The following is a 13,471-nucleotide window of genomic DNA, read 5'->3' as shown; positions in this document are numbered from 1 at the left end:
ATTGCATATATTTTTAGAATATTATGTAAAAGCGGATCAACCGAATTTCGATATTTTGCGTAAACGTTCTTCGTCGATTATTTTTATTTTACGGCCGTCTACTACGATTATTTTTTCATTGGAAAAGCAAGATAGAGTTCGGATAGCATTAGAAGTCGTCATGTTAGATAAGTTTGCGAGATCTTCCCGGGCCATGTAAATATTCAAGGTGGCTCCATCTTCTTCAAGACCATAGTTTTCTTTTAGAACTAATAGAGACTCAGCAAGTCTTCCACGTATGTGTTTTTGAGTGAGATTTACAGTGCGGGCATCCGATACCCCCAAATCGACAGACAGTTCTTTAATGAAAAAGTAAGCCAGTTTGTTATTTTTCTTTACTAACGATTCAACGAGTTCCATCGGTAAGAAGCCTATAGTGGCCGACTCAAAAGCCGATGCTGCCGTTACGTAATCTTCTCTTGCAAAATAAGCTCGATATCCGAAATACTGAACAGGACGCATTAATCTAATAATCTGGCTTCTACCGCCTACACCGTCTTTGAAGATTTTTACCTTTCCCTTAAGCAGACACATGAGTTGGGTCGCTTTTTCACCTTCACTGTAAATCATTTCGTTTTTCTTGAAGGTTTGTATATGGAAATTGTCGATAAGCGATCTTTTTTCTTCACTGTCGAGTAATGCCCACATTTCAGAAAGATCTTCTTGCAGGATAGATTCTAACGTACTCTTCTTTACCATGATTGTTTTATAACACTGTTGTACAGCACAAATATATAGAAAAAACGCTTAGAATAATATTTTAGAGATAAAAAAAATAAAGCTTTTGGTATATATAGAAATTAAATAAAAAGGAATACGATTCAGAAAGTGTGTATATCCGGAGGCTTGATCTTCGTGTATAAAATGTTTAGTTTCTGATTCGGTTATTGTTTTTAATAGATATTAATTGAATTTATCGGCTTATCATATTCTTTTAAAAAAGAGAAATTTTTATGTTTAAGCAAATAAAAAGGCTGTAATTTTATCTAAAATTACAGCCTTTTTATTGTTAAATTTTATTTTTATAGTCCATTTTCGATCAGATATCGTTCGGCATCGATTGCTGCTTTACATCCTGACGCAGCAGCCGTAATGGCTTGCCGGTAGTGAGGATCGGCTACATCTCCCGCAGCGAAAATCCCCGGAACATTAGTGGCTGTCGTATGTCCTTCGGTTATAATATAACCGGATTCGTCGAGATTAAGATAAGGTGTGAATACATCGGTGTTAGGTTTGTGTCCGATGGCAAGAAAAAAACCGTCAATCGGTAAGTCTATAAATTCTTCTCGGTCGGTTCCTTTCGCTTTTACAAGATGTACACCCTCGACATATTTGGTCCCGAATAATCCGACAGTTTCAGTTTCGAAAAGGACTTCGATATTTTGAGTCTGCATAACTCTTTGTTGCATAATTCTCGAAGCTCTTAAATAGTCTTTCCGAACAATCATGTATACTTTTGAAGCTAATTGAGCAAGGTAAACGGCTTCTTCGCAGGCTGTATCTCCTCCACCGACTACCGCAACTACTTTTTTGCGATAGAAAAAACCGTCGCAAGTAGCACATGCCGAAACTCCCAATCCCTGATATTTTGCTTCATCAGGAATTCCTAAATATTTAGCAGATGCTCCGGTTGCAATGATAATTGTATCGGCTTCGATGATTTTTTCATCGTCGATCGTTATTCGATATGGCTTTTCATTTAAATTTACTTTTGTTACGATACCGTTACGTACATCGCAGCCGAAACGAATCGATTGCTTTTTGAGGTCTTCCATCATGTCATAGCCCGATATACCTTCGGGATAACCCGGAAAATTCTCAATATCAGTAGTTGTAGTCAACTGTCCTCCCGGTTGTATACCGGCGTAAAGTACTGGTGCAAGATTCGATCGACCTGCATAGATTGCTGCTGTATAGCCGGCAGGTCCCGACCCAACGATCAGGCAGCGAACCTTTTCTATATCTTCCATAATCATGTTGTTGTGGTTTTAGCGTAAGTCAATAATTTCAGTATCAGGATATTTCTTTTTGTCAAAAACAAATTGGCTGTTCTTAAAGTTCAACCCTGTCTTAATCTGGGAAACCCCTATACGTATTTTAGTTTTATTTTTATTTTCAATAATAATGTTTACAGGCAGATACTTGTTAACATCTATATATAGTATAATTTTCTTTATTTCGTTACTATTATCTTTCGGTATGAGTTCTATATTTTCATTGGTTTTATTTTTCCCTTTATATATACAATTAAAATTATTTTTGTACCCTTTTAGTAAAAGGTAGGGATTTATCGATTGTATTTCTTCTTCGGAGGGTGTACTTACATTTACTTCATTGTTAGAAGGTATATACGTCCATTGTGTCGTTCCGTTATACCAAGTTATCATTTCTGAGGTAGAAAAAGCGTATTGTTTCCCTAACATTTGTATATTTCCGTTAACCGTACCTTCCTGTTTTCCGGCAGAATTCATAGTCGTTATATCGAAATGGGCCGAAATACCTTTTGCTTTTTCATAATTCGCGGCAACCTGATCGAGTAATTTTATTGCTTTGTTTACCTGTTGCGCTTTTACCGGATAAATAAAAACGCACAATAGTATAGAAGCTAAAAGAAGTTGAATTGATTTGTTCATTTTTCTTTTTATCTTTCTTTTTAATTTCAATGCAAGTTAGCAAAAATTTGTTCCAACTGTATCTCATCCATAACTAAAACCTGACGGGCTTTACTGCCTTCTGATGGACCAACGATTCCGGCGGCTTCGAGCTGGTCCATAATGCGACCGGCCCGGTTATAGCCTAAAGAGAATTTACGTTGTATCAGCGAAGTAGATCCTTGTTGGTTCACAACTATTAAACGAGCCGCCTCTTCAAATATGGAATCCCTTTCTTTCAGATTGACTTCACCAAAGGATGAATCGCCGTTTTCTCCCACATACTCCGGTAATTCGTAAGCCGTAGGATATCCCTGCTGGCTGCTTATGCAGTCACAAATTTTTTCTACTTCCGGTGTGTCTATCAGAGCACATTGTACGCGTTCGAGATCGCTTCCCTGAGAAAACAGAAGGTCGCCTCGTCCGATTAGTTGGTTGGCACCGGGACAGTCGAGAATTGTTCGGGAATCGATCATGGAAGATACCCTGAACGCCACCCGTGCGGGGAAGTTGGCCTTTATAACTCCGGTTATGATATTCGTCGACGGTCGTTGTGTAGCGATAATCATATGAATGCCTATAGCTCTTGCGAGTTGGGCTATACGGGCGATAGGCATTTCTACTTCTTTACCGGCAGTCATTATGAGATCGGCAAATTCATCGACAATCACAACAATGTATGGCATATAACGATGACCTTTATTCGGATTCAGGCGGCGGGATATAAATTTTGCATTGTATTCTTTTATATTTCTTACCTGCGCGTCTTTTAACAATAGGTATCGGTTATCCATCTCTTTTGTGATCGAATTCAGTGTTTGTACAACTTTCGTTACATCAGTAATAATCGCTTCTTCCGAATCAGGTAATTTGGCGAGGAAATGTTTTTCGATATTTGCATATATACTGAATTCGACTTTTTTGGGATCGATTAAAACCAGCTTTAATTGCGAAGGATGTTTTTTATAAAGTAAAGAGGCGATTATAGCATTTAACCCGACCGATTTACCCTGACCGGTAGCACCGGCAACTAATAAATGAGGCATTTTACATAAGTCGAATGTAAATACATCATTCGTGATTGTTTTTCCTAAAGCAACAGGTAGGTCGTATTTACTTTCCTGGAATTTTTTTGATGAAATTACTGAAAGCATAGAGACGATCTGAGGTTCTTTATTGGGAACTTCAATCCCGATTGTTCCTTTTCCCGGAATAGGGGCAATAATACGTATTCCTAAAGCCGAAAGACTTAATGCGATATCATCTTCGAGGTTTCGTATTTTGGATACTCTGACACCGGCCTCAGGAATTATTTCATATAAAGTAATTGTCGGACCTACGGTTGCTTTTATCATTTTTATACGAATGCCGTAATTTTTTAAAGTCTCTGCAATTCGTTTTTGATTAGCATTCTGTTCCTCCATATCGATCTGTCGTTCCGTTTCGTTATAACGTTCTAACAGGTCGAAACCTGGTGCTTTGTAATGAGACAGATCGAGTGTGGGATCGTAATCTTCGAGTTCGTTGTTTTGATAGTTTTCTTCTTCTGTTATTGAACCGGCTTCGACTGTAAATTGATGATCTTCGTTGGTGTTATCTTGATTATTAAAGTTTTGTATCGGATCCGTTTTTTTCTCTTCTTTTTCTTCTTCTTGGTCGAAAACCACCTCGAAAGGATTATTATCTGGTCTATTCAGGTTTTCTTTTACATCATTATCAGTAGCTATATATTCATAACTATCATCATCGTCTTCTTTGATTTTTTCTTCTGTATCGGAAGAGAGGCTTTCTGAAATATGTTCTTTTTCATTTTCAGGTATAGAAATATTTTCTTCTACTGTATTTTCTTTCAGTTCTTTATTTCTACCGATATTCAATGAAAATATTTTTCGTAATATTGTTATAGTATGTGAGCTTACTACGATGAAAAAAGTAAGGACACAACCTATTATAATGAGAAATGTACCCGTCCATCCGAGATTTGCCTGTAAAAGTAAAGAGGTATAATATCCGTGCTCTCCTCCCAAATAAATATACGAATCCTTGTAACTGTCGATAAAGAAAAAACCGCAAATAATAGAGATAAGAATAATAAGAGAACAACAGTATAATGACCATTTTATTAATGGGACCCTTCTTACTTTCATTAGTTTAAGTCCTATTGCTCCGATAAAAAAACATATAATGAATGAAGAGATTCCTACCCATTTGTTTATAAATAAATTAGAGAGATAGGCTCCTAATGCACCTGTCCAGTTATGAATATCGTTTTTTACACTGCTCAATTCAGAAAGAGGAAGATTCTCTATTTTACTTTGATCGATCTCTCCGGTATAGAAAAACGATAAAAAGGCAATAAAAAGATATACTGCCGACATGACAAAGAACAATCCTAAGATAAAATGCGTTCTTTCGTCCTTAAGAAATGATTTAATTTTTTGAAAAACGGAATCTTCGTTCTTATTTTTTTTTGTTTCTTCTTTTTTTTTCGCCATGGAGCAGAATTCTATTTACGCAGATACAAAAGTAATAAAAACTTTTCACAAAAGAGTGAGTTGTACTTACTGTTCTGTCCTTTATTTTTTCCAGAAATATGGAGTAAATAGTATAAGAACTGTAAATAGTTCGAGGCGTCCTACCAGCATGATGAAAGATAACACCCATTTCCCTAAATCAGAAATTGCAGAAAAGCTCGACCCCATACGTCCGAATCCGGGGCCTACATTGCTTAAGCAGGAAAGAGTACAACCGAATGCCTCTTCAAACGTCAGGTCCGTTGCTGTTAATACAAGGGAACCGCTTACAAGTATTAATGAAAATACGAAAAGGAAAGCAAGTACTTTTGAAACCAATTCATACGAAATTACCTGATTATTAATACGTACGGGAACAATCGCATTGGGATGTATATTCCGATAAAATTCATTTGCCGTATTTTTCATTACAACAACCATTCTTATCATTTTAGCGCCCCCGCTGGTCGATCCTGCACATGCTCCGAAAAACATAACAAGAAATAACACAAGATTACAAAAGGACCCCCAAACCGTGAAATCTGCTGTTGTAAAACCGGTGGTAGTCATAGCACTGGTTATTTGAAAAAGGGAGGACCTGAAAGTGTTTTCGAAATTATTGATCGTGTGACCACTAAGAATGAGACCTCCGGTTACTGCCATTGTCGCCAAAATAAGGACAAATGTGTACCATCTTACTTCTTCGTCTTTAAATAAGTCTTTTATTTTTCCATGGGCTGCAAAATAAACCAATGAAAAATTGATTCCGGAAATAAACATGAAGAAAATAATAACATACTCGGTATAAGCTGAATGCCAATATGCAATACTGGCTTGTTTTGTCGAATATCCTCCCGTTGCAGTTGTCGACATAGCATGGCAGAGAGAATCGAATAAATTCATCGGTCCTAATACAAGCATAATAACAAGAAGGAATGTTATTATGAAATAAATAAACCATAGCCTTTTTGCGGTTTGGCTTATACGAGGTCTTAATTTACTGTGAGTTATACCTGTTGTTTCCGCATTAAAAAGTTGAATACCTCCTCCCGAATTTAACATCGGCAATACGGCTAATGTAAATAAAATAATACCTAAACCACCTAGCCATTGCATCATACTACGCCAAAAAAGAAGTCCGTGAGGTACCGATTCGATATCGGTAAGGATTGTCGCACCAGTAGTTGTGAATCCCGACATTGTTTCGAAAAAAGCATCGGCCGGATTGGTAATACTGCCTTGAAACATAAAAGGAAGCATCCCGAAAAAAGAAAAGAATATCCAGGAAGAGGCTACGATAAAATAGCCTTCTCTTTTGCCCATGTGTTTGCTATGATTTCTGAATGAAAAGGTAGATATCAGTCCGATCACAAACGTAATTCCAATAGTGATAAGGAATGCAGGCGTATCGTCTTCACGATATATGAGTGAAACAATTAGTGGAACTAACATAAAAACAGACTCGAATCCCACCAACATTCCGATGACTCGAAAAACGATTTTGAAATTAAAGTTTGTCATTGCATTTTTACCCATACTGATATTAATTAAATAATTTATCTATTTTACTTATGGCTGTGTCGAGACAAAAAACAACGACGTGATCATTGGGTTGTATCTGAGTATTACCATTTACGATAAGACCTTTTCCTTCTCTTATGAGTCCTCCTAAAGTGAGGTCTTTCGGTAAGGAAATATCTTTTATTTTTCCGCGGGTTATTTTTGAACCTTCTTTTGCTACTAATTCGGCTACTTCCGCATCAGCAAGACTCAGACATTTTACGTTCGATTCATCTTCATCGAGCAGCAACTGGTAAATACGGCTTGCGGCAATTAGTTTTTTATTAATAATCGACCCGATATTCAATCCTTCGGCTACGGTAATAAAGGAAATGTTTTCAACTTCGGCTACGGTTTTCGGAACTCCGAAGTTTTTTGCGGTGAGACAGGCCAATATGTTCGTTTCAGAATTGTCGGTAAGGGCAATAAAGGCATCTGCATCGGTTATTCCTTCCTCTTTTAATAAGTCTATATCACGTCCGTCTCCCTGAATAATCACTGTATCTTTCATTTTTTCAACCAGTTTAAAACTTTTTGCGCGATCTGATTCGATCAGCTTTATTTTTAAATATTCAGGTGCTATGTCTGCAATTCGTATAGCAATACGACTACCCCCCATAATCATAACTTTTTTTACATCGACCTCTTTTTTCCCGGTCATTGTACGTATATCTTGTATGTGATCAGGGGTAGTGGTAAAATACACAATATCATTTAATTGTATTTCGTCATTTCCTCGTGGTATAATCGTTTCGTCTTTGCGTTTAATAGCCGCTATATGATAGAAATTGTGTTCGCTGGTAAGGTCACTTAATTTTTTGTTTAGTATGGTCGCATTTTCTCGGAGTTTTGCACCAATCAGAATGAGTTCTCCATTGCATAATTCAAACCAATTACGTACCCAAGTACGTTTTAGAGCCGTCATTACTTCTTGAGCAGCAAGCATTTCGGGGTAAATAAGTACATCTACTCCTTGTTTTTTAAAGAATGCTTTATTCTCTGGGAGAAGATATTCGTAGTTATCGATTCGGGCAACTGTTTTTTGAGCACCAAGATTCGCCGCTATCATGCAAGCCGTAATATTTCGGGTTTCGAAAGGCATTACGGCTATAAATAAATCAGCTTTATTTACTCCTGCCTTTTTCAATATATCGAATGAAGTGGGGGAGCCTACTACTGTCATCAAATTATAATTAGCATCTATCCATTGCAATTTCTCGACGTCGGTATCGATCAAAACAATGTCTTGGTCTTCCCGGGACAATAATTTAGCTAAATGTGTACCAACTTCACCAGCTCCTGCAATAATAATTTTCATAATCGGTTAAATGATAAAGGATATTATTTGTCATTAATTAATTACCATTCCGAAACTAAAAGTCGGGCGATACTATCGTCATCCATGTGACAAAGTTCTCGTAATTCCAGAATCGAACCGTGTTCGATAAAACGGTCGGGTATTCCAATTCTTTTTATTTTTGGGGTATACCCGTTATCAGCCATAAATTCGATAACTGCGCTTCCGAATCCTCCATTAAGAACACCGTCTTCAACAGTAACGATACGACTGTAGTTAGATCCTATTTCGTGCAGAATCTCCGTATCGATCGGTTTTAAAAAAATCATATCGTAGTGAGCTACTGAAATATCTTTTTCAGTAGCTTTTTTTATGGCGTTTTGTACATTATTTCCAATAGGGCCGATACTCAGGACTGCTATATCTTTGCCGTCGTTCAATTTACGTCCTTTTCCTATTTTTAGCATTTCAGGCTGGCATTTCCAATTTGTGAGGACACCGCGTCCGCGTGGATAGCGTATGGCAAAAGCACCTGTATTTTGAGCCTGAGCAGTAAACATGAGATGTCGCAGGTAATGCTCGTTCATTGGTGATGCAATCGTCATATTGGGTATGCACCGCAAATAAGCCAGATCGAAAGCTCCGTGATGAGTGACACCGTCTTCCCCAACCAAACCTGCCCGGTCTATACAAAATATGACATGTAGATTTTGGATTGCTACATCATGTATAATTTGGTCGTATGCCCGTTGCATAAAAGTGGAATATATATTGCAATAAGGCAACAAGCCTTCTTTTGCAAGGCCTCCTGAAAATGTTACAGCATGTTCTTCAGCAATTCCAACGTCGAATGTTCGTTGTGGAAATTCCTGCATCATATATGTCATGGAACATCCTGTCGGCATAGCGGGAGTTATTCCGACTATTTTTTCGTTATTACGAGCCAATTCTACTAATGTTTCGCCAAAAACATCCTGAAATAACGGAGGTAGGTTCGAAGTATCGGTTTTTATACGTATGCCGGTATCTTTATCGAATTTCCCAGGAGCATGCCATTCTGTTGCTGATTTTTCAGCCGGAGAATAACCTTTTCCTTTAATTGTACGTAAGTGCAATATTTTGGGCCCTTTCATTTCTTTTATATCATTCAGCACACGTACGATACTGTTTACATCGTGTCCGTCGATAGGGCCGAAATATCGGATATTGAGACCCTCGAAAATATTTTGTCTTTTACTGATAAGAGCTTTGATGCTATTATTGAAGCGTAATATCGATCCTTTTGCTGCTTCAGAGATTAAACCGTATTTACGTAACAGTAAATAAAGTTTATATCTCATCCTGTTATAGCGGGGAGATGTAGTGATATGAACGAGGTAATCGTTTAAAGCACCTACATTATGGTCGATAGCCATATCGTTGTCATTCAATATAATCAGCAGATTGTTGGGATTGGTAGATGCATTATTCAGTCCTTCAAAAGCCAGACCACCCGAAATTGACGCGTCTCCGATGACGGCAACGACTTTACGATCTTCTTCATTTTTAAGATTAGCAGCTACTGCCATTCCCAAAGCTGCAGAGATTGAATTGGATGCATGTCCGGCGGTAAATGTGTCGAATTCGCTTTCTAAAGGTGTAGGAAATCCACTTAAACCTTTAAATTTACGATTGGTACAAAATTTATTTTTTCTTCCGGTCAATATTTTATGACTGTATGCTTGATGACCTACATCCCAAACAATTCGGTCATAGGGTGTTTTAAAAGTATAATGCAAAGCAACAGTAAGTTCTATTGCTCCCAAGCTCGATGCAAAATGTCCTGGATTATGTGACAATTCGTCGATAATAAATTTTCTGAGTTCATTGCATACCTGAGGAAGTTGTGAAATATCAAGTTTTCTCAGATCGTCGGGAGTATTTATAAGTGATAATATGTCGTTAGTTTCAGTAGTCATAAGGAAATTATTAACGCCTGCAAATGTAACTTTTTATATTGAAAATGTTTTGCATTTGCCGTTTTAATTAGTGTCGTATGCATTACCGAGGCATTATTTAATCATCCTTTTTGCGTAATTGCTTGTAAATTGGAACAAAAACAATAATTCCCGATGTAAGGATAACAAGTATTACCCTCAGATTGATTTCGCGGTATGCGTCGATGAGCATATAACACAATATAATCCATAGCAATGTAATGCATCCTATTCTGAAAGGTGTGAATTTTTTCATTTGATTCCAGTTAAAGAAAATTTGATAATTTACAAATATACGATTTAAAATGATTCGGGGGTAAATTTATGAATTTGATTAACCGGAGATGGGTATTCTATGAGTTTTACTTACAAAATATGAAAGAATATGTTATAAAGGGGAGGAAAGTCAGGATGTGAAAAATCTTTCTATCAAAGGAATGAGTAATGAGGTCATGATACCCATTAATCCAATGGCCAGTCCGCTGATTGCACCTTCTACAGCCCCTAACTCGATCGCTCTTGCCGTACCTAAACCATGTGCCGCTGCTCCGAGAGCTAATCCTTTGGCGACACGGCTTTTTATATGTAGTTTTCGCAAAATAAAAGGGCCTATAATTCCCCCTAATATACCACAAATTACTACTGTAATTGCAGTTAGGGAAGGAATTCCGCCCGATTTGGCCGATAGACTTAATGCTATGGGAGTAGTAACTGATTTCGGTTCTAATGATGCCATGATAGAGCGATCTACTCCCATGATTTTACATATGGCGATAACGCTGATAATGCCTACGAAACTGCCTACTATGACCGAACTGGTTATTGAAATGACTTTACCTTTCAGATAACCGATTTGTTCGTATAAAACATAACCTAAGGCGACAACAGAAGGACCTAACATGAAATGTATAATATAACTTCCTTCGAGGAATGTATCATAATCGACGCCAGCCCATTTGAGAACGCCGATAATTACAGCGATGCTGATTATAATTGGGTGGAGTAGAGCAATATGACTACGGGTATAAATAAATACTCCGGCTAAATAACTACCCATTACCAAAAATAATAGGAAAGGAGCAGAGGATAACAGTTCATTCATATTTTTTCTTTTCAGATTTTTTTTTCGAGTTTATCTTGCATATAACCCACTACAGCAATGATAACGGCAGTTGTTACTACCGATACGATTAAAAATACGGCCCAGTATTTTATTATAAGTTCATAGGAGACCATAAGTCCTACACCGGCAGGTACAAAAAACAAAGCCATATTCTGAGTAAGGGCGTTAGATACATTTTTTACATCTTTAGGCTTAACCCATTTGGCTAATAGCGAAAGAAATAAAAGTATCATGCCACATACACTTCCGGGAATTATACTTCCTATACTTAAACTTATGCATTCTCCTAAAAAGTAGAAAAGCATAATAATTGCAGCTCCTTTAATCATAAAAATTGAATAATTATTGGTATCATTTTTTTTTACTGATTGATATAATATAATCCTTCTTTATGTACGATTTGTTTTTCGTCGCATAAATAACGTAAAGTTTCGACAATTTCTTCTTGGGGCATTTGTATGCTTTCAATAATTTTATTGAGGCTGTTCTTATCAGTACTTATTGCTTGATATATTGCTTTTTTTGCTTTTAAAAAAGTGCTGGTACTAAGATTTCTTTCATTTTTTCGTTTACATATGTCGCATTCACCGCATTCATTTATTTCTTCTCCGAAATAGTGTAGCAGAACTTTTACCCTACATTCTTCTTCGGCATGTACATATCCAAGCATACTTTCGATACGATGTACATAGCGTTCTTTCCGTTTCTCGTATATTTCGCGGGAAATAGAAATATATTTACTTTCGATGCGTCTTGATGAAAATATGATGTAAGGTGTTTTCTTACGAGGAATATAATGTAATATGTGAGATTTGGATAAAAATATCAGGCCTTCGTAAATCTCTTGTCGAGAAAGACCGCTTCGCTGTGCAATTAGATCTTCCTGTATAAAAACATAATCGGTGAAAAGTCCCGTATAAGACCGTAGAATGCATTGAAGAAGTCTTTCGTTTTTATCGCTTTGATTGAATTTATATAATTCATCGCGCTGTATGGTCATCATAAGACGAGATAAAGAGTCTATTTCTTCTGTAAAAACGATATAACCGGCTTGTTCCAATAATTTTAGTGCATTATAAGCTGGTAAAATGGGGTATTTATAAGTTCGGCAGAAAGCGTTTAGGTCGAATTCATACATTGTATTTAATCCTTCGCCTTCAGCTATTTGTAGAAAATAACAAAGAGAATCGTAAATGCGGCGGATAAATTCTCTTTCGGGAAAGGCGTCGGATATACGCTTTTTTAGTTTTGCCTTATCTGTTTTAGAATAAATTATGACGGCATAAGCTCTTTTCCCGTCACGTCCGGCTCGTCCGGCTTCTTGATAATATTCTTCAGGAGAATCTGGTAAATCGATATGAGCGACAACCCTTACATCTGCTTTATCGATACCCATTCCAAAAGCATTTGTAGATACCATTACTCGGCATTCTCCCGATTTCCATTTTTGTTGTTTTTCATTTTTTATCTCTCGTTGTAATCCTGCGTGATAAAAATCTGAAGAGATGCCGTTTTCCCGTAACATTTCCGATATTTCCTTGCTTCTTTTGCGGCTTCGTACATATACGACTGCTGTTCCGGGAACACGATTTAAAATATGAACAAGCTGTTGTATTTTATTGTCTCCATATCGTACAACATAGCTGAGGTTTGGACGGTTAAAACTTTTTTTGAAAAGATTACCCTTTTTAAATCGAAGTTTTTCTTGTATGTCGGTGGCTACTTGGGGTGTTGCGGTGGCAGTAAGTGCAAGGATGGACACTTCAGGGAATATATCTCTTATATCGGCAATTTTGAGATAAGATGGTCTGAAATCGTATCCCCATTGAGAAATACAATGAGCCTCGTCTACGACGATTAGGGATACTTTCATCGCTTTTAACTTGGAGAGGAAAAGTTCGCTTGAAAGACGCTCTGGAGAGACATATAGAAACTTATATTTTCCATATATACAATTATCTAAAGCGACATTCGTTTCCCGGCGAGAAAGTCCCGAACATATATAATTTGCTTTAATACCGCGATTTCTTAGATCATCTACCTGGTCTTTCATTAAAGCGATGAGGGGTGTGATGACAAGGCATATTCCCTCGGTGGCCATTGCCGGAATCTGAAAAGTAAGCGATTTCCCTCCTCCAGTCGGCATTAAACCTAAAGTATCTTTTCCTGATAAAACCGAATGGATGATATCTTCCTGTAAAGGGCGGAATTCTGAATATCCCCAATATTCTGCCAGTATGTCGTGAATGTTATTTGTCATATTCATCCTGTCCCCGTTATGGATTGCAAAATTAGTAATACTAATTTGCATG

11 protein-coding genes are annotated in these 13,471 nt (G+C 37.2%); all 11 read right to left on the bottom strand.

All coding sequences use genetic code 11. The features are described 5' to 3' along the window. Positions 1-36: 36 nt before the first annotated feature. Positions 37-738 carry a Crp/Fnr family transcriptional regulator gene (locus tag NMU02_RS06370; protein ID WP_255026684.1) on the bottom strand — a complete coding sequence of 234 codons (702 nt, stop codon included), beginning with the start codon at positions 736-738 and terminating at the stop codon, positions 37-39. A 323-nt stretch (positions 739-1,061) separates the two neighbouring features. Beyond that, on the bottom strand, positions 1,062-2,009 hold the full coding sequence (trxB, locus tag NMU02_RS06365) for a thioredoxin-disulfide reductase (RefSeq protein WP_255026683.1): 948 nt from the start codon (positions 2,007-2,009) through the stop codon (positions 1,062-1,064). 18 nt (positions 2,010-2,027) lie between these two features. Next, positions 2,028-2,672: an outer membrane lipoprotein periplasmic chaperone LolA1 gene (gene lolA1 / locus NMU02_RS06360; RefSeq protein WP_255026681.1), complete on the bottom strand. Its 645-nt coding sequence runs from the start codon at positions 2,670-2,672 to the stop codon at positions 2,028-2,030. A gap of 26 nt (positions 2,673-2,698) precedes the next feature. Next, entirely contained in the window at positions 2,699-5,185 is a 2,487-nt protein-coding gene (locus NMU02_RS06355; RefSeq protein ID WP_255026676.1) for an FtsK/SpoIIIE family DNA translocase, read from the bottom strand. Between the two features lie 81 nt (positions 5,186-5,266). Continuing rightward, entirely contained in the window at positions 5,267-6,739 is a 1,473-nt protein-coding gene (locus NMU02_RS06350) for a TrkH family potassium uptake protein (protein ID WP_255026675.1), read from the bottom strand. Positions 6,740-6,746: 7 nt separating this feature from the next. Continuing rightward, on the bottom strand, positions 6,747-8,081 hold the full coding sequence (gene trkA, locus NMU02_RS06345) for a Trk system potassium transporter TrkA (RefSeq protein WP_255026674.1): 1,335 nt from the start codon (positions 8,079-8,081) through the stop codon (positions 6,747-6,749). A 41-nt stretch (positions 8,082-8,122) separates the two neighbouring features. Further along, on the bottom strand, positions 8,123-10,018 hold the full coding sequence (dxs, locus tag NMU02_RS06340; protein ID WP_255026672.1) for a 1-deoxy-D-xylulose-5-phosphate synthase: 1,896 nt from the start codon (positions 10,016-10,018) through the stop codon (positions 8,123-8,125). Positions 10,019-10,115: 97 nt separating this feature from the next. Next, positions 10,116-10,292, bottom strand: coding sequence for a hypothetical protein (locus NMU02_RS06335; protein ID WP_255026670.1), 177 nt, complete (start codon positions 10,290-10,292; stop codon positions 10,116-10,118). A gap of 150 nt (positions 10,293-10,442) precedes the next feature. Next, complete coding sequence (locus NMU02_RS06330; RefSeq protein WP_255026667.1) at positions 10,443-11,138, bottom strand: LrgB family protein; 696 nt, start codon at positions 11,136-11,138, stop codon at positions 10,443-10,445. 11 nt (positions 11,139-11,149) lie between these two features. After that, a complete protein-coding gene (locus tag NMU02_RS06325) occupies positions 11,150-11,488 on the bottom strand; it encodes a CidA/LrgA family protein (RefSeq protein WP_255026666.1) in 339 nt (112 codons plus the stop codon). 32 nt (positions 11,489-11,520) lie between these two features. After that, positions 11,521-13,419 (bottom strand): RecQ family ATP-dependent DNA helicase, encoded by a 1,899-nt coding sequence (locus tag NMU02_RS06320; RefSeq protein WP_255026931.1) that lies wholly within the window; start codon positions 13,417-13,419, stop codon positions 11,521-11,523. Positions 13,420-13,471: the final 52 nt, after the last annotated feature.

Origin of the sequence: Coprobacter tertius, from assembly GCF_024330105.1 — a bacterium.
GTDB lineage: Bacteria > Bacteroidota > Bacteroidia > Bacteroidales > Coprobacteraceae > Coprobacter > Coprobacter tertius.
This window is presented reverse-complemented; position numbering and strand designations above follow the sequence as displayed.